This window comes from Xanthomonas sp. NCPPB 1826 (assembly GCF_056725285.1).
Genome location: NZ_CM161521.1, coordinates 3233358 through 3254267, shown reverse-complemented (window position 1 = coordinate 3254267; position 20910 = coordinate 3233358). Strand labels below are relative to the sequence as shown.

Sequence of the window (20910 nt, the reverse complement as noted above, 5' to 3'; positions counted from 1 at the left end):
ATGCAGCACAATGCCTGCTGACGCCTTGCTCAGTGCTCAGAAGTCATACGATGCCGACAGGCGGACAAAGCGTGGCGGGTTGAAATACGTACCCATGCCATAAGTATTGGAAACCGTGTAGCGATCGTCCCCATAAACGGCTTCGGTACGGGTCTCGTCACGATCGTTGATGACGTTGAACACCTGTAATCCGATGGCGAGCTTATGGTCAGCAAACGCCGGGCGATAGGTCACGCCCAAATCCAGATTGGTCAGCCAGGGAGTCCGGCCTGCATCGCCTGGACGGGATGGTGTCCCTGCGCAGTAGTGGTAGCCGGATTCATAGCCGATGGGATCCTGTTCGCCCTGGCCGAAATAGCCCAGGCAGGACTTGGGCGTTCCCGACAGAACTCGAACCGTTGCCGATGCCATCCACTCGGGCGTGAACTGATACGCGCCGAACGCCTTGAGCTGGTGACGGCGATCGTTGGCCAGGCTGCCGCCTGCGTAGTACATCAACTCTGCCGAATCCCAGTCCTGGGTCTTGGAAACGTCCGCTTGGCCCAGATCGGATTTCACCTGGCCTTCGGTATTGCCGTACAGGTGCGACCAGGTGTAGTCGACGCGAGCGAACCATTTCTCATCGAAGGGATGCTCCAGGAACAGGTCGACCGACACATAGTTGCGTTTGGCGCCGCTGGTGAAGCCCCAGTCGTCCTGGGACATGCGCACCTGGGTCCGACCGGAACCATCGTTATTGGCCAGGTTATAGGTGTTGGTTTCGCCCGGATTGAACATCACGCAACCGGGAATGGCCACCGACGAGGAGTCGATGCCACTCGCTTCCAGCTTGTCTGCCATCTTGCCGGTATCGCACACGTCGTCGATAGCTGTCTGCAACTTGCGGTAGGTCACCTTCGCGCCGGAATTCCACTTTTCGCCAAGGGTCTTTTCGAAGCCAACCAGGAACTCATCCTGGTACTGCGACTTGAGATCGCTGGGCGCGAAGGAGTTGGGATCAGGCGTCTGCCCATACTCTCCATTGGAGGAGACCGGTCCGGGACCCAGGGCTCTCAGGCCGGTCGGCTCGCCGTTGGCATCCAGGCCGCTGTAGGCGAAATATTCATCGGTGTAGGTGGAGGCCGATGCGCCACGGACGGCAACGCTATTGGGCAGGGCCAGGTAGTAGCGCCCTGCGTTTGCATACAGTTTCAACGACGAGTCGCCGAACACGTCCCAGCTCACGCCCAGCCGCGGGGCCCACTGGTCGCCACTGTCGACATACGGCGCGCCTGCGCTGTTGAAGTTGGTGAACTTGTCGTTGCGGATGCCGAGCAGTACCAACCAGTTGTCGCTCACCTGCCAGCGATCTTCCAGGTAGTACGCCTTCTGTTCCACGGCCATGCTGGTGGTGGTGGTGAAGATGCGCCGCTGCGCGTAGTAACCGTCGCCACCGGAGGGGCCAACACCCAGGCTTGGGCGGATATCAATGTTGGGATTGGACTGGCGGGCAAACAGCCACTGGTATCCTGGGCCAGTGGTCCGCACGCCTTCGTCGGAGGCATTGAAGTACATGTTGTCCACACCGGCGGTCAGGTCATGATCGCCAAGCCGGTATTCAAGTTCAAGCCGCAGGCTGCGCGTCTTGTTCTGCGGCCGATCGGCCTTGGTGCGGTTGCTGGCCTGGTCGTTGGTGATGGGTGTGCCGCCGGTCAGCGCCGGGTTCTGATTGGTCACATTCTGCAGATAAGGCAGTTCCGACACATACGGATTGGCTTGCAGATTGTCCTGCCGGCTACGACCCCAGGTGGCATTCAAGGTCAGGTCATCCGTCAGGTACCCGGTGTACTTGAAGATGTCGTAGCGGTCCTTGATCTTGTAAGTGTCAGCAAAAGTGCCGCTACGGCCGCCACCGGACAAGGTGTTGTAATCGAAATCGGTGTAGTAACCGCCGCGGCGATCGGTGCTCTCGATGCGCGTGTACTCGAGGATATTGCTGTCGTTGATGTTCCAGTCGATCTTGCCGTAGAACTTGGGTGCGCTGTAGGCGTAGTTGTTACGTCCCAACACACTGGCCGCGCTCGAGTTGGTGGACACGCCATCGGTCTTGTCCGATTCGCCCGCGACGAAGACGAATAATTTGTCCTCGATCAACGGGCCGCCCGCGTAGGCGCTGTAGACGGTACGGGTGGCACCATCGTCCTTGCGGCTGCGATACAACGTGCCGGGCTGGTCGGGATTGGTGTACTCAAATCCGTCCGGGAGCGTGTTATTGGGGAAACGCACGTTCTCAGGCGAGCTGGCCAGCGACTTGGGTTCCCAGACGGCCTGTGCGCCAAAATGCCATTCGTTGGTGCCGCGCTTGCCGACCTGGTTGATCACACCGCCGGTGGAGCGGCCGTAACGGGCGCTGTAGCCGCCGGTGTAGGTTTCCTGCTGGTCGATCGCACCATAGGGAAGGCTGACGCCGCCGAGATTGCTGAGCGGATTGCTGACATTGAAGCCGTTAATGTAGTACGCGTTTTCGGTCACACCGGCGCCACCGAACGAAACAACCGAGCGCGAGCCGTTGTCAAATGCTCCGCTACCCGCGACAGCACCAGGCGCCAGCAGTGCGATTGCCTCTGCGCTGCGGCCGAGCGGCAGCACTGCGAGCTGTTGGGAGGTGATCACCGAGCGCGCGCTAGTCGAACTCACGTCAATTTTTGGCGCGTTCGCGGCGGTGACCGTGATGGCGCCAAGTGTGGTCGCATCTTCGTTGCCTGCTCCAGCGTTTGCGCCAGCAAACGACACCTCGGTCCCGGATCCGACGCGCAACTGCACGTTCTTGCGGGTGTCGACGACCTGATCGCCACGCTTCAAGGTGACGGTGTAAGCGCCGACCGGCAAAGAGCCGAGGTTGTAACGACCATTGGCGTCGACGGTGATCGTCCGGCTGAGGCCGGTGTCGCTTTGAACGACGATGGTGCTGCCGGCTTCCGAGGGAGCGCTACCGTAGATGCTGCCGGTCGTGCTTTGTGCATAGACCGCGCCATTGGCGAGACAGGCGCCGAGCACAACTGCCAGAGCGGTGCGCTTGAGGGCATGGCGACGAAATTGATTGCTCATTCCTAACCTTTCAGCTGGGTATCGGGAGAAGTGGCGGTCATCGAAGAGTCAGATGGCCTTAACCCGAACGTAATGAATCTGTGTGCAGTGTCGCAAGCCTTTTGAATGATTCGTTAATGAAAAGGGCAAGATCCGCATCAAATGTGCGGATCTGTGCACAAATTGTCGGGTATGCGAACAAGGGCGTACTTCGCTTGCCCGGGCATTCATTTTTGTCAGTGCGCACGATGCGGCGTGAAATTAGGCGCGATCAACCGAACGCTACTTGGTAAACGTACCTGCGGTCAGTTGTCGAGCCTGGTTAAATGGTTTCATCTGCAATATCAATTAAAAAAAGACCCCGTCGAACGGGGTCTTTTCGATGCATCGTCAACAGGCCTCAGAATCGGACAGTGGTGCCCAGATAGAAGAACCGGCCGATGTTGTCGTACAACGCGGAGGTGAAGTCCGAACCGAAGTAGTTGCGCGGCGGATCCTTGTCGAAGGCGTTATCGATGCCGAGGTAGACGTCAATCTTCGAGCCGGGGAACTGATAGCCGAACTGGAAGTTGTGGTAGGTGTACGAGCCGTTCTTGATCGGGCTGGCCGAGCCCGGATTGCTGTTGTAGCTCTCCGGCGTCACGCGCAAGTTGCCGTCCACATAGTTCATGTCCCACGAGGCACGCCATTCGTTCCAGTTGTACTTGGTTTGGAACTGCGCGCGCCAGCGCGGGTCGGTCACGTAGGTCACGTACTCGTCGTATTCGGCCGGGAAGTCCTGGAACACCCATTCGCGCGACTGGATCAGGCGCGTACCGACAAGGCGCAGCACGGTGTTGCCTTCGCCGAGCTGGAAGCGGTAGTCCATTTCCAGATCCACGCCCACACGCCGCGAGCGTGACAGGTTTTCGTTGAGCGCCTGCCAGCCGATGATGCTGTGCTCGGGATAGATGCGGCCCTGCGGGTCGGTGAATCCACCCAGCGGGGCGCGCTGCACGAAGCCGCAGAAGCTGTTGTTGATGCCGCCTGGATTGTCCACGCAGCGCGTGGCATTGGTCTCCGCGGTCACGGTGCCGATCGCGTCCTGCAGGTCGATGCGCCAGTAGTCGATCGACATGCCGAAGCCGTCGAAGAACTCCGGCTGCCACACCAGGCCATAGGACAGGCTGCGCGCGCGCTCCGGCTTCAGCTCCGGGTTGCCGCCGCTCACGCCGGGGCGGGTGGAGGTGAAGGTATCGATCCAGCCCACCGGCACGCCCAGCGCACTGCAGTTGGCCTGGCGCAATGCCACATCGCCTGCGGTGCCGGGGCGGTTGGTGTTGGTCGGCAGGTAGTTGCAGGGATCGTTGATGGTCGCGAAGTTTTCGCTCTGCGAGTCGTACAGCTCACCGATGCTGGGCGCGCGCACTGCCTGTGCCACGGTGCCGCGCAGACGCAGCGACGGGATGATGGTCCAGTCCAGGCCCACGTTCCAGGTCTTGGTCGAGCCGATGCTGTCGTAGTCCGAATAGCGTCCAGCCACATCCAGTGCCAACCGGTCCACGCCCGGTAGGCCAGCGAGCAACGGAATGGTGCTCTCGACGAAGATTTCCTTGACGGTGTATTCGCCACCGCTGTTGGGGATGGCGTTGAGGAAGGTCGCTCCCGAGGCTGCCAGCGGATCGGTGATTTCCTCGCTCTGCTCCTTGCGGTATTCCACGCCACCGGCAAACCCGATGTCGCCGGCCGGCAGCGACAGCAGGTTGCTGTTGGCCACCGATGCGCTGAACACGGTCTGCTGGATCTTGGCCTGCGAGCGCGCGGTGGTGTTGAACCATGCGGCTGCTTCCGGGGTCACTGCGCCATTGCCGAACACACTGAACGGCACGCAGCCTTCGCGCGCCAGCGCCGAATAGACGCGGTTGGTGTGGGGATTGATTGCGTTCGGATCCAGCGTGGTGCGGCAGACGATGTTGCCGCTGGCATCACGTGCGGCATCGATACCGGCTTGCCAGCGCTCGTTGATGCGGTTGTTGAGATTCAAGCGGTCGACCGTGGTCTTGCCGTAGTTGGCGGACACGTCGTAGGTCCAGTTGTCGGTGAAGTTGCCTTCGGCACCGAGCACTGCGCGATAGGTCTTGCGTTCGATGTTCTCGCCGCGACGGCCGGCATCGACATTGAAGCGGTTCATCAGGATCTGCGTGGCACCGCGCGAATCCATCAGCGCACCGAGTTCGGGGCTGACATACGGATTCTGGCGGCGCACGCGCAGCGAGCTGTCGAAGGCCGGCTGGCCGAAGAAGTCCGAATCGGTCTCGCTGTACTTGCCTTCGAAGAACAGGCGATGGTTCTCGCTGACCTCGAAGTTGATCATGGTATTGACGCTCTTGCGATCGAAGCCGGGCTGCAGGTCGGCGACCGCATTCAGATCGACGAAATCGCAATCCACGCACGAGGTGTTGCTGACCACCGTGCCGTTGTAGCGGTTGCGGCGGAAGCTGCCGTCCTGGTTGAACAGGTAGCGGTTGCCATAGCTGGCCGGGTTGCGGAAATCGAAGGTGCCCAGGTTGAAGGTGCCGCCGTAGGACGTGGAATGATTGCCGCCCGGGCCGCTGAGCACGTTCTGCGGATTGCGCTCGCTCGGCGGTTGGCCCGGATCGAACGCGGGGTTCGGAACCGACACCAGGTACTCGCGGCCGATGGCGCGGTTGCCGCGACCGAAGCGGTCCTGCTTGCTGTATTCGCCCGACACCGCGATGTTGCCGCGGCCGTCCGCAAAGTCGGTGCCTGCCGAGAAGCTGGCGAAGGAGCGGTTGTAGTTGCCCTCATCGGCCAGGCCGGTCTGCGCGCGCGTCTCGAATCCGGTGAAGTTCTTCTTGAGGATGAAGTTGACCACGCCGGCCACTGCGTCGGCGCCGTAGACGGCCGAGGCACCACCGGTGATGACTTCGACGCGTTCCACCCATTCCACCGGAATCGTGTTGACGTCCACCGCAGTCGAGCCCGGGCTGGAACCAACGTGGCGGCGGCCGTTGACCAGGACCAAGGTGCGGTCCACGCCCATGCCGCGCAGGTCGAGCAGGCCCAGGCCGGCGGTGCCGATGAAGCGGGTGGAATTGCCCAGCGTGTAGCTCGGTGCCAGCGCCGGCATGCGCGCCATCAGGTCGCTGATGGTTGTCGCGCCGGTGGCGCGGATTTCCTCGGCACTGATTGCGGTGACCGGCGAGGGCGTGACAAAGCCGGTACGCGCAATGCGCGAGCCGGTGACAGTGACCTTGTCCAGATCGGTGGTGCCGGGTGCGACCCCGTTTTCTGACTGCGCGGCAGCGTGGCCGGCAGACGCGGCCAGCACGGCAAACAACGCGGTGCTCAAACGATGACGCTGGGTGTGTTGCGGAAGACGGCTCGACATGACCTTGCGGATTCCTCGCTGGGATTTTGCGAAACAGCTGTGCTCGCTGAGCGCTGGCTGAACTGAATCCCGAACGTAACAATTCCTTAATCGTGTGTCCACATTTGTGAAATTTGTCGCGGTTTGACACATGCGTGAGCGCGCAGCGCCGATGTCCGGTAGTGGCTTGAAACGCATCTGCCTGTGGCCGAGCCGGTAAACTGCCGGTCTTCCCATGCACTGCGCCTGGCGATGCAGCCATCGCTGTGTTGGCAGCGCACGACGAATCAGGCAGGCAATGACGACGATGGTGCAATACGCTTCAAGCAAGGCGATCGACCTCCCCCAGAGCGCACGCGCATGAGCGGCGAGCGCAGAATCCCCGCGCACGCGGTGCAGGGCGCGCTGGCGCCGCATCCGCGCATCCGCAATGTGATCGCGGTGGGCTCGGGCAAGGGTGGGGTGGGCAAGTCCACCACCGCGGTGAATCTGGCGTTGGCCTTGCGTCAGCAGGGCGCGCGCGTCGGCGTACTGGACGCGGACATCTACGGGCCGAGCGTGCCGGCGATGCTGGGCCTGAGCGGGCGGCCGGACAGCCCGGACAACAAGTCGATCGAGCCCTTGCGCGCGTTCGGAATCGAGGCGATGTCGATCGGTTTGCTGGTCGATCAGGACACGCCGATGATCTGGCGCGGGCCGATGGCAACCTCGGCACTGACCCAGCTGTTCAACGACACTCTGTGGGACGACCTGGATTACCTGCTGATCGACCTGCCGCCAGGCACCGGCGACATCCAGCTGACCTTGTCGCAGAAGATCCCGGTGGCCGGCGCGGTCATCGTCACCACGCCGCAGGACATCGCCACGCTGGATGCGCGCAAGGCCTTGAAGATGTTCGAAAAGGTCGAGGTGCCGGTGCTTGGTATCATCGAGAACATGGCGGTGCACACCTGCAGCCAGTGTGGTCACCGCGAGCACCTGTTCGGCGAGGGCGGCGGCGAGCGCATGGCCGCGCAGTACGGCGTGCCCTTGCTGGGGTCGTTGCCGTTGGCGATCGCGATCCGCGAGCAGGGCGATGCGGGCCAGCCGATCGTGGTGGCCGCGCCGGAGTCGGCTGCAGCGCAGGCTTATCTGGCCGCTGCCGCGCGCCTGTCCGAGGAGCTGGGCAAGCGGCCGCGCGCCAGCATCCCGATTTCGGCTTCGCTGCTGTAGCGCGCAGGCCGGCGCTGGTGCCGGCCGCTTGCTAGAATTCGCTGCCTTTCGCGCGGGCCGCTCGGCCTGCCGCCTTCCGTCTTCAAGGAACACCGCATGAGCATCAAGAGCGACCGCTGGATCAAGCGCATGGCCGAACAGCACGCGATGATCGAGCCGTTCGAGCCCGGCCAGATCAAGCACGATGCCGCCGGCCAGCGCATCGTCAGCTTCGGCACTTCCAGCTACGGGTACGACGTGCGCTGCTCGCGCGAGTTCAAGATCTTCACCAACATCAACTCGACCATCGTCGACCCGAAGCACTTCGATCCGGGCAGCTTTGTCGATATCGAATCGGATGTGTGCATCATCCCGCCCAACAGCTTCGCGCTGGCACGCACGGTGGAATACTTCCGCATTCCGCGCGACACCTTGGTGGTGTGCCTGGGCAAGAGCACCTATGCGCGCTGCGGCATCATCGTCAACGTGACCCCGCTGGAGCCGGAATGGGAAGGCCACGTCACGCTGGAATTCAGCAACACCACGCCGCTGCCGGCGCGCATCTACGCCAACGAAGGCGTGGCGCAGATGCTGTTCTTCCAGTCCGACGAAGTCTGCGAGACCTCGTACAAGGACCGCGGCGGCAAGTACCAGGGCCAGACCGGCGTGACCCTGCCGCGCACCTGATGCAGTGGAGCAGCCGCGGCCTTCAGCAGGTCGCGGTGGCCCGCTCGCGGTAGCGCAGCAGTTGGCGCACGCCCGCGGCGATCAGCAACGCCGGCCACCAGGTCGACACCAGGTTGCCCAGGTCGATACGGGCCAGCCCGAGGTTGTCCAGCAGAAATAGCGTGCCCAGCGTGATCAGGGACAGGGCGGGAATCAGGCGATAGTGCATGGCAATGTCCTCGGTAGGTGTGCGCCCATGCTGCGCGCAATACACCCACCGATCAGGTGCCGGAAGTCAACACTTGCAGATGACAAACGTCATGTCGGCCAGGTCATGGCTGCATTGGTGGCCGTGTCGTGCTCGCTGGCAGTCTCAGGAATACAGAAGCCCTGGCTTTCTACCGGTGCAGTCGGCTAGCGCATGAGGCCTCGCGCGTCCCCGCATCCGCCCCTTCGGGCACCTTCTCCCGATGGGAGAAGGATGTCGGCGCTCTGACCAGGCGCTGGGGCTGACTGCTGGAATCGCTCCATTCCATATTTTTAGGCGCTGACGCCCATCATTCGCACAGGCAAGAGCCGCGCCTCAAGGCGCATTGCCGCATTCAATCAGTGACAGATCAGCAGCCACGGCCGGATAGTTCGGGAACCAACAGCGCCAAAGGGCGCTCTTACGATTCCCCAATCCCGATTCCCGATTCCCGGCTATTTGCCGCGCCCAAACAACATCCCCACACCGCAGGCGACCAACGCCGCCGGCCACCACGTGGCGATCAGCCGGCCAAGACTGACATTGGTCCAGCCCAGGTTGTTGGCCAGGAACAGCAGGCCGACGAGGATCAGGATCAGCGCGGCGACGACATTGGATTTCATGCGGAAAGGTGGTTGTGAGACGGGCGCCTATCGTAGCCGCTGCGCCCACGCAGCGACATGCTGGTGCAGCGCGTCGGCCTCGAAGCGCTGCGCGCTGCCGCTGCCCCAGACCGGGCCAGGCCAGGCCGCATCGCCCGGGTGCCGGCCGACCAGATGCACGTGCAGCTGCCGCACGATGTTGCCCAGCGCGCCGATATTGAGCTTGGCGACCCCGGGCTCGACCCGCAGCAACTGCGAGAGCTGATTGATCTCGGCCAGCAACAGACGCTGCTGGCCGCCATCCAGATCGATCCACTCGCTGACATCGGCGACCCGCGGCACCAGCACCAGCCACGGGAAGCGGCTGTCGTCCATCAGCCGCACCTGCGACAGCGGCCCGTCGGCGACGAACACGCTGTCTGCGGCCAGCCGCGCATCGAGCTGGAAGCCGCTCGCCCCGGACGTGCCGGCTGCAGTCCCGCTCATCCCAGATGCGCTTCGAAAAAGCCCAGGGTGCGCTCCAGTGCACGCTCGGCGCTGTCTGCGTCGTAATGCGTGGGGTCGATGCTGCGATTGAAGGCGTGGCCGGTCGGATACACGAAGGTTTCCATCTGCGGCAGCTTCTCGCGGTGGGCCTGGATCGCCTCGGGCGGAATGCTGGTGTCCTGCTCGCCGAAGTGGAACATCACCGGCGCCTTCGGAGTTTCGTCCAGCAGCTGGGTGTTGCGGCCGCCGTAGTAGCTCACCGAGGGCAGGCCCAGGCGGATCGCCGACAGCAGCGCCACCGAGCCACCCCAGCAATAGCCCACGGTGCCGACCTTGCCGGCGCGGCCGAGCAGGGTGGCGGCGGATTTGACCACCTCCACCGCGCGCTCCAGGCCGACCGCGTTGGCCAGTGCCAGGCCGCGCTGCAGGCTCTCCTGGTCGTAGGGCAGCTGCACGTCCTTCTCTTCCAGGTCGAAGAAGGCCGGCGCCAGCACTTCGTAGCCGCGTGCGGCGTAATCATCGGCCACCGCGCGGATATGTTCGTTGACGCCGAAGATCTCCTGGATCACCACCAGGCCGCCGCGCGGGCTGGAGGTCGGGGTGGCGTGCCAGGCGGCGACCTGGCCGTCGGGGGTGTCGAGCGTGGTCCAGTGACCCATGGGAACTCCTGCTGCGGTAGGGAAAGGCGCGCATTATCGACCGGATCGGCGGCGCTGCAGGTGAGGGTCTCGCTAAGATGACCTTGCCTGCCCGCAGCGCGGTTCAGAGCGCTGCCCGCGCGCCGCTATAATTGCTCCACTCAGGCCCCAGGCCGCTCCGTTCCCAGGCTCCTGCTTCCATGTCCCAGCTGAACCCCAAAGTCGGCTTCGTCAGCCTTGGCTGCCCGAAGGCGCTCGTCGACTCCGAACGCATCCTCACCCAGCTGCGCGTGGAGGGCTACGACATCGTGCCCAGTTACGACGCTGCCGACGTGGTGGTGGTCAACACCTGCGGCTTCATCGACTCGGCGGTGACCGAGTCGCTGGACGCGATCGGCGAGGCGATGAACGCCAACGGCAAGGTGATCGTCACTGGCTGCCTGGGCAAGCGCCCGGAACAGATCCGCGAGGCCTACCCGCAGGTGCTGGCGGTGTCCGGCCCGCAGGACTACCAGAGCGTGATGGAGGCGGTGCACGCCGCATTGCCGCCGCGCCACGACCCGTTCGTGGATCTGGTGCCCGACTACGGCATCAAGCTGACCCCGCGGCATTACGCGTACCTGAAGATCTCCGAAGGCTGCAACCACCGTTGCAGCTTCTGCATCATTCCCTCGATGCGCGGCGATCTGGCCTCGCGTCCTGTCGATGAGGTGCTGCGCGAAGCCGAACGCCTGGTGCGTGGCGGGGTCAAGGAATTGCTGGTGGTCTCGCAGGACACCTCGGCCTACGGCGTGGACCTGAAATATGCCGAGCGCCCGTGGCGCGATCGCATGTACCAGACCCGCATGAAGGCGCTGTGCGAAGGCCTGTCGGAGCTGGGCGTGTGGACGCGGCTGCACTACGTGTACCCGTACCCGCACGTGGACGATGTGATTCCGCTGATGGCCGAAGGCAAGCTGCTGCCGTACCTGGACATCCCGTTCCAGCACGCCAGCCCGCGCATCCTCAAGCTGATGAAGCGGCCCGGTGCGGTGGAAAAAACCCTCGAGCGCGTGCAGCGCTGGAAGGCGATGTGCCCGGAGATCACGGTGCGCTCCACCTTCATCGTCGGCTTCCCCGGCGAGACCGATGCCGAATTCGAATCCATGCTCGACTTCCTGGATCAGGCCCAGCTCGATCGCGTCGGCGCGTTTGCGTATTCGCCGGTGGAGGGTGCCAGCGCCAACGCGTTGCCGGACCCGGTGCCGGAAGAGCTCAAGCAGGAACGTCTGGCGCGCTTCATGGCCAGGCAGGCGGAGATTTCCGCCGCGCGGCTGGAGGCCAAGATCGGCAGCGTGCAGCAATGCCTGGTCGACCTGATCGAGGACGATATCACGGTGGCGCGCTCACGCGCGGACGCCCCGGAAATCGACGGTCTGGTGCATATCCAGAACGGCGGCGAGCGCGGCTTGAAGGTCGGCGACCTGGTCGATGTGGAAATCACTGACAGTGACGAGCACGATCTGTTCGGCGATGCATTGCCGGCCAATGTCGCAATCCAGCAGGGACGTCCGTTGAATCTGCAGATGGTGTAACTGGACGCTGGTCCTTGCACACCTGTCCGTAGGAGCGCACTTGTGCGCGATGGGGCCTTATCGATAATGCCCCATCGCGCACAAGTGCGCCCCTACACGCAGGTCAGCAGGGTGCGATCACTCGCCTAGTGAGTGGCGTAATCCACCGACACCACCACGAAGGTGTGCTTGCCCGACGGCAACTGCGCTTCGAACTCGTCGTCCACGCGTTTTTTCAGCAGCGCGCGCGCCAAGGGCGAGTCGATGCTGATCCAGCCGCGTCCAGCGTCGGTTTCGTCCGGGCCGACGATGCGGTAGTGCAGCAGCTCGCCGCTGTCGGCGTCCTCCAGTTCGACCTGTGCGCCGAAGAACACCGCGCGCGGATCGGTCGGTGCGGTATCCACCACGCGCAGCGCTTCCAGCCGTTTGCTCAGATAACGCACGCGGCGGTCGATCTCGCCCAGCTGCTTCTTGCGATAGGTGTACTCGGCGTTCTCCGAGCGGTCGCCTTCTGCCGCGGCGGCGGCCAGCGCACGCACCACCTCCGGCCGACGCACGCGCCACAGCTCTTCCAGCTCGGCCTTGAGCCGGGCGTGGCCCTCGGGCGTGATCAGTGCGGTGCTTTTTTCGGCGGGCGGGCGCCAGCGGCTCATGGGCGGTGTATCGGGCAGCGGGGCCGCGATGCTAGCGCGCATGGCCGGCTTGCGCATCTGCCGTCGCACGGCGAAGCTTTACGCTTTCTGGGACACGGACGTTGTCATGTTGCTGATGCCGCTGCACAAGCCCTGGTCGCGCCAGAACATTCCCTGGGTGACGCTGCTGCTGGTGTTGGCCAATGTGGTGGTGTACCTGGGCTATCAGCGCAAGGACGACGCGCTGGTCGAAAACGCGGTGCGCTACTACGTCGAGTCCGGCCTCGGTGCAGTGGAGGCGCAAGCCCACGAGCGCTATCTGCAGCAGACCGACGACACCAAGTTACGCGCTGCGCGCCAGGCCAGGCTGGACAGCGTGCCGGCGCGGCAACGCCTTGCCTATCTGGCGCAGCTGACGATGCACGACCTGGCCTTTACAGAGGCGTTGCGCAGCGGCGCATTGTTCAAGGACGAGCAGCGTCAGCGCGAATGGCGCACATTGCGCGCGCCCTACGATGCGCGCCTGTCCAAGGTGTTCACGTTGCGGCATCTGCAGCGTAGCTCCGAGTGGTCACCTGCGAGAATGCTGACGGCCACCTTCCTGCATGGCAGCTTCGATCATTTGCTGGGCAACATGCTGTTTCTGCTGGCGCTGGGCACCTTGCTGGAAGGTGCGATCGGCAGCGGCTGGTTCCTGCTGCTGTATCTGCTCGGCGGGTTCGGTGCCAGCGCGGCCAGCTTGTGGTGGCGCTGGGGCGCACCGGGCGGCGGCCTGGGCGCCTCCGGTGCGATCGCTGCCTTGATGGGCGCGTTCTGCGTGGTCTGGGGCAGGCGCAAGGTGCGCTTCTTCTACTGGTTCTTTGTGGTATTTGATTACGTACGCGGGCCGGCGATCCTGCTCTTGCCGCTGTGGCTGGGCTGGGAGCTGTACAGCCTGCTATGGAGCGACAACGGCAGCGTCGCCTTTGAGGCACACGCCGGTGGCCTGGTCAGTGGCGCGCTGCTTGGCGTCTTTTTGGTGCTGTTGCGGCGCACGCGCCCGGCCTTCATGCAGGAGAGCGAGGCAGTGCTGGTGGACGATCGCTGGGAGCGCGCGCAGCGGCATCTGGGACGCATGGAGAACGTGGAAGCCGAGCGCCTGTTGGCGGAGCTGGCCAGCGAACAGCCGCATAACCTGGACGTGGCGCTGGCGCGCTACCGCACCGCGCGCAATGCCGGCCGCAACCAGGACAGCCTGCAGCATGCGCAGACGCTGTTGCAGCTGCACACGCACCACGCCGAACAGACGTGCATCCAGCTGATAGTCGCTGCCGAACTGAGCAAGGCCGGGATCGGGTACGCGTCATCGGCACGCATGGCACTGATCGGCGCATGCCTGCGAACGGGATTGTTGGCCGATGCCGAATGTCTGTTGAAGGAAGGCGAGTCGGGGATGCCGCGCGCCGATCTGGCGCACCACTGGTTCGTGCTGGCCCTGCGGCACGGCGAGCTGCAGGACGGCGCGCAGCGTACGCGCTTGCTGCGTCAGCTGCTGGAGCAGTTTCCCGAGCAGGCACAGGCCAGCAAGGCGCGCTTTTTGCTCGAGAACGGGTGAGTGGTTTCTGCTTGATCCGTTTTGCCAAAGCAAGCGGTGAGGGCACCGCGCGCTCGACTCACCGAGTTTTTGACCTGGCATTTGACTGCACTTGAAAGACACTGCTACGCGAGGGCCGGGTTGCTGTTGTGTCTTCTGCCTCGAGCAGGATTATCTAGCGCGGATGGATGAGTTGCAGAGCGGTGGATCTGCAGCCTGGCTGCAGGGCCCTTACCCGCCCACCATCGCAGGACACGCCGCAAGTACGTCCGTGTAGGCTCTTACGCGGCATCCATGCCGCGTAAGGTCCCGAGACGGTGGGCGGGCAAGGACCAGTCGAGAGGGTCGGTCTGCATGGCTGCGAGCAGTGCACGTCGCATAAGCCGATTATCGGGATTTGCTCGGCGCCTTAAAAAAGTTCTGTTGGCTGCTCAAGCTGGTTGAATCGCCACAGCTTTCAGCGCGGCTTCCAGCTTAGTGCGCAGTGCATCGTCGTCGGATTGAGCCAGTGCGTTTTGCAGCACTGCGCGCGCCTGCTCATCGCGGCCGAACCGTTCGCCCAACAGCAGGCCGGCATCCAGTGACCAGGCCGGCATCATCCGATCGCGCGGCCACGCGGCGATTGCCGCAAGCAGGCCGTCGGTCGCCAGCTGGAATTGCCCGGCCATCTTGGCGCGCTCGGCCAGCAAGGTGGCGTGCTCAGGCGTCAGCGGGGTAAACGTGGAGTCGCCGTCCAGCGCTTCGCGCTGCAATGCGAGCGCGCGACGCTCCTGTGTTTCCTGCAGCAGGCGGTTGATGTACTGGCGGGTGTGCTCGCGCAGTTCATCGTTGCGATGGTGTTGACGCAGCAGGCGCTGATACAGCTCGTGCACCGCCAGGCTCACCGCACGCGAACGCACTGCCCCGCGCAGGGCCTGGAATGCCTCGTCGGAATGTCCGTCGCGCAGGTATTGTTCGGCTTCGTCGAGCAGGCGTTGATCCGGGTCTTCGCGCTCGAACGCCGCATCGCCGCTGGGCACGTAGCCGAGTTCTTCGTGGTACTGGTAGACCAGATACCCCATCAGGTGGAAGCTGGCGAACAGGCTCCAGATCGAGGCGATCACCATCGTCGCCTCGCGCACGATCGGCGGCAGATACTTCACCGCGATGAAGATCGCCGCAGTGGCGCTGCCCTGGATCACGTACAGCAAACCGTATGCAGCCAGGTACGGCCAGCCGATGCGCACTGCCATGTCGATCGACACGGCCGGATTGAGGGCGCGGCGCAGGCTGCCGTCGATGGCCAGCGCAATCATCATGCCCGGGAGCAGCAACTGGGCTGCAAGATAGGCGATGGTCAGGCCAGGCTTGCCCGCCAGTACGCCCGCCGCACCAATGACGATGCCCAGCGCAAGCGCCAGCAGGACCAGCCGCAGCACCGCGCTGTCGAAGCTGTTGTAGCCCAGCCGGGGAGCGTCGGCTTGCCCGTCGGCGGTATGGCGCAGGATGTCGAAGGCATAGGTGTAGGTCGCCATGCCCAGCACGCCGGCGACCACCAGTTTCAGGATGCCGGGCAGCACCAGCAGCGCGCTGCACAGCGTCAGCGCAATCAATGCGTACAGCGCCGAGCCGCGCAGCGGATAGGTGGCAATGGCGGGAATGCGGGTCCAGAACGGTGCCGGCGCGGCCTGCGCGGCAACCTTGCGTGCGCGAAAACGGTCTTCCATGACGCTCCCCAGGCGTGTGATGTGACCGGATTGTGCGGTGGCGCGTGCCGTCACGCAATTGGGGGAGGGCGAGCCAATTAAACCTGGAATGGGCACAGGCCGGCGACATGTCGCCGGCACGGTCCGGATATTGCTGGCCAGGCCAGGCGTCAGTGCGGGCATTGCATTAAAGCTCGCTGTGTCCGATAGCATCGGATGCGCATCGACAGACCATTGATGCGTTGCGTGCATGATCTGTCCGACGCACTGGGGGGCAATAGGTAAAATAGCGGCCCGCCGCAATCTTGCGGCCCATACGAGCGACCGGGCGCGCCGCGCCCCTGCATTGCCGTCGCTCGCATCACAAGGAGTGTCGCTTGAATCCCTCTGCCACTGGCAACCCGCAGGTCCGCATTCGCGGCATCGATGTGCTCTCTGACAATTGGTATGTGCTGCGCAAGGTCACGTTCGATTTTCAGCGCAAGGACGGCCGCTGGCAGACCTTGTCGCGCGAGGCCTACGATCGTGGCAATGGCGCCACCATCCTGCTGTATAGCCGCGCCAAGCAGACGGTGATGCTGACCCGCCAGTTCCGCCTGCCCACGCTGCTCAACGGCAATCCCGACGGCATGCTGATCGAAGCCTGCGCCGGCCTGCTCGACCAGGACGATGCGCTGACCTGCATCCGCAAGGAAACCGAAGAAGAAACCGGCTACCGCATCGACAACGTGCGCAAGGTGTTCGAGGCCTTCATGAGCCCTGGCTCGGTCACCGAACGCCTGTACTTCTTCGTCGGTGAATACTTCGACGGCGACAAGGTCAGCGAGGGCGGCGGACTCGAAGAAGACGGCGAAGAGATCGAGGTGCTCGAGCTGTCCCTTGATACAGCGCTGGCGATGATCGGCTCGGGCGAGATCGCCGACGCCAAGACCATCATGCTGCTGCAGTACGCCAAGTTGCATGGTGTGTTGGCATAGAGCAGCACGTTGCGCTATGGCGGTAGCGCCTCAGAGTCGGCTGCCAAAGATCTAGGTCGCTTGCAACTCAATGCACGCGCTTCAGGAACTTGTCCTGGTATTCGGATGCTCCGCCGCTCTGACAGCTTCCGCCATCCTGGGATAGGAACTCAGCAACACCGGGTTTGGGGTTGTCGGTTTCATCAATCCGGAATCCGTAGAGCGGAGAGGGATAGGAAAAGCGTGGGTCGGGCTCTGCTTGCAAGATCAAGCAGCTGCCCGCGATCTCATCCACCCACCACGTACTACGCAAGGTCACTGTCTGTCTGTGATGTTTAGGATCTTGTCCAGATAGACAGGTGTACTTCAACGTATAGCGATGACTTTTCTGATCCTTGACGGCGGCTTCCAGCCACAAGTCAGCGTGTGCACTTGCGCATTCAGGGCGTTCGCCCTCTATCTGCAAGAGGCCTGAGTAATGGCCGGCGAGAAGGTGCTGGCTGCGCAATGGCCACTTGATTGGACCATAGCCAGGATCGTGGTAGTCGTAGTTGGGGTTGCGTGTTTTTTCCTGTGCTCCGCAAGTTGCAGTCAGAACAAGCATGGCAATCCCACAAAGATGCATCCATATCTTGCGCATAGTGTTCGTCCCTGTGGTTATTCGTTTTACTCAACGCTTCCCACCAAAAATACTGCCGAAGATGCCGCGCACGATCTGCTGGCCGATCTTGTTGCCCACCGTGCGCGAGGTCTGCTTGGCCATCGCTTCGAGCATGCCCTGGCGGCGGCTGGTGCCGAACACCGCGTCCTTGACCGCCTTGCCGAAGCCGCTGTCGTGCGCATCGTCATCTTCGCGCTTGCGTGCCGGCGGTGCGGCGTTGTGTTCCGCGACCTGTTCGACCCGGCGCGCCAGCAGTTCGGCAGCCGATTCGCGGTTGATCGCGGTGTCGTAGCGGGTGCCGACCGGGCTGGCAGCGCGCACCTGCGCGCGTTCGGTCTCGCTGATGGCGCCCATGCGGCAGCGTGGCGGGGCGATGAGCGTTTGCTGCACCGGTGCCGGCACCCCCTTGCCTTGCAGCGGCGACACCAGCGCTTCGCCGGTGCCCAGGCTGGAGATCGCGGTGGCAACATCGAGCTTGGGATTGGCCACGAAGGTCTGCGCCGCGGTCTTGACCGCCTTCTGGTCGCGCGGGGTGAACGCGCGCAGGGCATGCTGCACGCGGTTGCCGAGCTGGCCGAGGATGTTGTCCGGAATGTCGTCGGGAAACTGCGAGCAGAAATACACGCCCACGCCCTTGGAGCGGATCAGCCGGACCACCTGCTCGATCCGCTGCACCAGCGCAGCCGGCGCATCGTCGAACAGCAGATGCGCTTCGTCGAACACGAACACCAGCTTGGGGTGTTCCAGGTCGCCCACCTCGGGCAGACGCTCGAACAGTTCCGACAGCAGCCACAGCAGGAAGGTGGAATACAGCTTCGGCTTGAGCACCAGTTGATTGGCCGCCAGGATGCCGATCACACCACGGCCGTCCGCAGACACGCGCATCAGGTCGGCCAGCTCCAGCGCCGGCTCGCCGAAGAAGTGCTCGCCACCGTCCTGCGCCAGCCGCAGCAGGGCGCGCTGGATCGCGGCCACCGACTGGCTGGAGACCAGTCCGTAACTGGTGGACAGTTCCTTGCGTTCTTCCACCACCAATCCAAGCAGCGCGCGCAGGTCGTCCAGGTCCAGCAACAGCAGGCCACGGTCGTCGGCCAGCTTGAACACGATGTCGAGCACGCCGGACTGGGTGTCGTTGAGTTCCAGAATGCGCGCGAGCAGGGTAGGGCCCATCTCGCTGACGGTGGTGCGCACCGGGTGGCCGAGCTGGCCGTACAGATCCCAGAACACCACCGGGCTGGCGGCCGGCGCGTAGTCGGCGATGCCGATCTCCGTGGCGCGCTGCAGCACGCCGGCGGCGCCGTCGCCTGCCACCGCCAGTCCGGCGACATCGCCTTTCACGTCGGCCAGGAACACCGGTACACCCATGCGCGAGAAGCCTTCGGCGAGGGTCATCAAGGTCACGGTCTTGCCGGTGCCGGTGGCGCCGGCCACCAGTCCGTGGCGATTGCCGAAGCGTCCTTCCAGCACGACCGGGATGTCGTCGGTGACGCCTTTGCCGAGCAGGAACGAGGCCATAGCGTAGATCCGGTGGGAAACGCCGGATTCTAGCGGGCAATCCGGCCGGGCAAACCGGGCGGGGCTTGACCCCGGATTCCGACCGCGCTGTCCGACTGCCGGCGGCCGACAGGCAGTGCATTGACGCAGCCGGTGTGCCAGCCGCTTGCCGCCCTTCCCCAAGGCATTCCAGGCCCGCTGCGCCACCGCCAAGCTAACGGCCCACTGACCCTGCCGGCCCCGCCGCCTTGCCCCAGTGTCGCCCCGGCGGCTACCCTGCCTGCCTTTCCGCTGTACTGCCTACGATGCCGCTCGCTCATTTTGGTTTGCGCCCATGGCCGGTTCTGGTCGTGGTGGCGCTGATGTCTGTCGTCCCCGCTGCCCACGCCATTTCCAAACGCGACACGGAGAAGGCCGCCGTGCTCGATGCCCGCATGGCCGCCGCCGAAAAGCGTTACCGCGATGCGCTGGTGCTGGTGAACAACTCCGACCCCAAGGGCACCGCCGAAGGCGATGCCGCGCTGGAGGACATGGAAGACGTCATCGACGCCTGCATCAAGCAGCGCGGCTGCCTGGTCGCCAATCAGCTGGCCACCTACAAGCGCCTGCTGAAGGCGCGCGCCGATGCCGAAGCGCCGGCCGCCGAAGATCCGCAGGACGACGACACCCTGCTGCAGGCCGACCCGGACCACCTCGGCCCGGCGGCGAACGGCGTGCCCGAGGCGGCGCGTGCCGCCACGCTGCTCAACGACCAGCGCCACGATTTCGACAAGATGGTGCAGTACAACCCGGCCGTGCAGGCCGGCATTCGCCGCTGGCTGACCGACATGCGCCCGGCGCTGCTGACCAGCTACGAGAACTACAGCAACCTGCGCGGGGTGATGTGGCCGGAATGGCAGAAGCGCGGCCTGCCTGAGGCGCTGCTGTTCGGCATCATGGCCAAGGAATCCAACGGCAAGGTGCACGCCAGTTCGCGTGCCGGTGCGGCCGGGCTGATGCAGTTCATGCCGGCCACCGGGCGTCGCTTCGGGTTGGGCCCGGACGGCACCGGCTTCGACACGCGCTTCGATGCACGCAGCGCCGCCGAAGCCAGCGCCGCCTACCTCAACGAGCGCATGGCCGGGCTCAACCGCAACATCGAACTGGCGCTGGCCGCCTACAACGGTGGCGAAGGCCGTGCCGCGCGCGTGTTCTCGCAGAGCGGCGGGCGCGGGTTCTGGGAGCAGGACGTCTACAACCAGTTCCCGGCCGAAACCAAGGACTACGTGCCGATGGTGATCGCCGCGGCATGGATCTTCCTGCACCCGCGCCAGTACGGTGTGGACTTCGCCAAGCTCGACGCGCAGCCGGCCACGCTGAAGCTGGCCAAGTCGACCACCATCTACGAACTCACCATCTGCCTGGGCAGCATGGGCACGCGCGACGGCTACATGCGCGCGCTGCGCAACCTCAACCCGCGTTATGAATCCGATGGCTGGATCCCGGCCGGCACCGTCATCAACGCCACCAACCGCATCGTCAGCCTGTACACGCGCTACTGCGTGAACGGCCCGCGCGCGGACCTGGCGCGCACGCTGATCACCGCCGATCTCAACAGCGCGATCGTGCGCAGCAGCGGCGCCCCCGAGTACGTGCCCAGCGTTGCGGTGGGCGATGTCAGCCCGATGGCCGGTGTGCCGACCACCGTGGCCACCGGCCAGCCGGCGATCGCCAAGCCCAAGGCCAAGCAGGCGCGCAGCTACACCATCGCCAGGGGCGACACGCTTGGCCGCGTCGCGCAGAAGTACCAGTGCGAGATCAAGGAACTGGCCAAGGCCAATGGCCTGAAGGCGCCGTCGTATGCGCTCAAGCCAGGGCAGAGCATCAAGCTGGCCGGCTGCGATCGCTGAGCAGCGCTTGCAGTACCACGTCGGTTAGAACACGGCCAGCTGCTTCGGCAAGCTGCGCCGGGCCGCGCTCCGTTAGAAGCGGTAGGGCGCTCCGGTAGGAGCGGACCTGGCCGCGACGAAGCAGTCCCGGTAGCTTCATCGGCACAGGCAAGGCAGTTCCGAATCGGAGGCTGGAGTCAGAAAGGCGCAAGCGCCCCCAGC

The 20910-nt window shown here is 64.1% G+C and carries 16 protein-coding genes; 6 read left to right on the top strand and 10 right to left on the bottom strand.

Annotation, left to right across the window (positions count from 1 at the left end; translation table 11 throughout):
* Nucleotides 1-36 precede the first annotated feature (36 nt).
* Nucleotides 37-3087 (bottom strand): TonB-dependent receptor, encoded by a 3051-nt coding sequence (locus AC1PLA_RS13765; protein ID WP_481104754.1) that lies wholly within the window; start codon nucleotides 3085-3087, stop codon nucleotides 37-39.
* A 379-nt stretch (nucleotides 3088-3466) separates the two neighbouring features.
* Nucleotides 3467-6457, bottom strand: coding sequence for a TonB-dependent receptor plug domain-containing protein (locus tag AC1PLA_RS13760; RefSeq protein WP_481104753.1), 2991 nt, complete (start codon nucleotides 6455-6457; stop codon nucleotides 3467-3469).
* A gap of 339 nt (nucleotides 6458-6796) precedes the next feature.
* On the opposite strand from AC1PLA_RS13760, the gene apbC reads away from it, so the two are divergent.
* Nucleotides 6797-7648 (top strand): iron-sulfur cluster carrier protein ApbC, encoded by an 852-nt coding sequence (gene apbC, locus AC1PLA_RS13755; RefSeq protein ID WP_481104752.1) that lies wholly within the window; start codon nucleotides 6797-6799, stop codon nucleotides 7646-7648.
* A 96-nt stretch (nucleotides 7649-7744) separates the two neighbouring features.
* Complete coding sequence (gene dcd / locus AC1PLA_RS13750; protein WP_010366727.1) at nucleotides 7745-8314, top strand: dCTP deaminase; 570 nt, start codon at nucleotides 7745-7747, stop codon at nucleotides 8312-8314.
* Between the two features lie 22 nt (nucleotides 8315-8336).
* Here dcd and AC1PLA_RS13745 read toward each other — a convergent pair whose 3' ends face one another.
* The 4 genes from AC1PLA_RS13745 to AC1PLA_RS13730 all read right to left on the bottom strand — a co-directional run bounded on the left by AC1PLA_RS13745 (nucleotide 8337) and on the right by AC1PLA_RS13730 (nucleotide 10287).
* Complete coding sequence (locus tag AC1PLA_RS13745; RefSeq protein ID WP_481104751.1) at nucleotides 8337-8522, bottom strand: LiaI-LiaF-like domain-containing protein; 186 nt, start codon at nucleotides 8520-8522, stop codon at nucleotides 8337-8339.
* Nucleotides 8523-8995: 473 nt separating this feature from the next.
* Nucleotides 8996-9163 carry a LiaI-LiaF-like domain-containing protein gene (locus tag AC1PLA_RS13740; RefSeq protein WP_006452352.1) on the bottom strand — a complete coding sequence of 56 codons (168 nt, stop codon included), beginning with the start codon at nucleotides 9161-9163 and terminating at the stop codon, nucleotides 8996-8998.
* Nucleotides 9164-9190: 27 nt separating this feature from the next.
* Complete coding sequence (locus tag AC1PLA_RS13735) at nucleotides 9191-9628, bottom strand: HIT domain-containing protein (RefSeq protein WP_024939538.1); 438 nt, start codon at nucleotides 9626-9628, stop codon at nucleotides 9191-9193.
* Nucleotides 9625-10287, bottom strand: coding sequence for a dienelactone hydrolase family protein (locus AC1PLA_RS13730; RefSeq protein WP_016905084.1), 663 nt, complete (start codon nucleotides 10285-10287; stop codon nucleotides 9625-9627). The genes AC1PLA_RS13735 and AC1PLA_RS13730 overlap by 4 nt, the downstream gene beginning before the upstream one ends.
* A gap of 179 nt (nucleotides 10288-10466) precedes the next feature.
* Here AC1PLA_RS13730 and rimO point away from each other — a divergent pair, with 179 nt between their 5' ends.
* A complete protein-coding gene (gene rimO / locus AC1PLA_RS13725; RefSeq protein ID WP_481104750.1) occupies nucleotides 10467-11840 on the top strand; it encodes a 30S ribosomal protein S12 methylthiotransferase RimO in 1374 nt (457 codons plus the stop codon).
* A gap of 125 nt (nucleotides 11841-11965) precedes the next feature.
* Here the strand turns inward: rimO and greB are convergent, their stop codons facing one another.
* Nucleotides 11966-12472, bottom strand: a complete 507-nt coding sequence (greB, locus tag AC1PLA_RS13720; RefSeq protein ID WP_104554371.1) for a transcription elongation factor GreB — start codon at nucleotides 12470-12472, stop codon at nucleotides 11966-11968.
* Between the two features lie 106 nt (nucleotides 12473-12578).
* On the opposite strand from greB, the gene AC1PLA_RS13715 reads away from it, so the two are divergent.
* A complete protein-coding gene (locus AC1PLA_RS13715; RefSeq protein WP_481104749.1) occupies nucleotides 12579-14045 on the top strand; it encodes a rhomboid family intramembrane serine protease in 1467 nt (488 codons plus the stop codon).
* Nucleotides 14046-14455: 410 nt separating this feature from the next.
* Here AC1PLA_RS13715 and AC1PLA_RS13710 read toward each other — a convergent pair whose 3' ends face one another.
* A complete protein-coding gene (locus tag AC1PLA_RS13710; protein ID WP_481106201.1) occupies nucleotides 14456-15730 on the bottom strand; it encodes a hypothetical protein in 1275 nt (424 codons plus the stop codon).
* 356 nt (nucleotides 15731-16086) lie between these two features.
* Here AC1PLA_RS13710 and nudK point away from each other — a divergent pair, with 356 nt between their 5' ends.
* Nucleotides 16087-16686, top strand: coding sequence for a GDP-mannose pyrophosphatase NudK (gene nudK, locus AC1PLA_RS13705; RefSeq protein ID WP_481104748.1), 600 nt, complete (start codon nucleotides 16087-16089; stop codon nucleotides 16684-16686).
* A 67-nt stretch (nucleotides 16687-16753) separates the two neighbouring features.
* Here nudK and AC1PLA_RS13700 read toward each other — a convergent pair whose 3' ends face one another.
* Both AC1PLA_RS13700 and AC1PLA_RS13695 read right to left on the bottom strand, forming a co-directional pair.
* Nucleotides 16754-17269, bottom strand: coding sequence for a hypothetical protein (locus AC1PLA_RS13700; RefSeq protein ID WP_115511298.1), 516 nt, complete (start codon nucleotides 17267-17269; stop codon nucleotides 16754-16756).
* Nucleotides 17270-17335: 66 nt separating this feature from the next.
* Entirely contained in the window at nucleotides 17336-18841 is a 1506-nt protein-coding gene (locus AC1PLA_RS13695; RefSeq protein ID WP_481104747.1) for a helicase HerA-like domain-containing protein, read from the bottom strand.
* 284 nt (nucleotides 18842-19125) lie between these two features.
* Here AC1PLA_RS13695 and AC1PLA_RS13690 point away from each other — a divergent pair, with 284 nt between their 5' ends.
* A complete protein-coding gene (locus AC1PLA_RS13690) occupies nucleotides 19126-20709 on the top strand; it encodes a transglycosylase SLT domain-containing protein (protein ID WP_481104746.1) in 1584 nt (527 codons plus the stop codon).
* Nucleotides 20710-20910 lie beyond the last annotated feature (201 nt).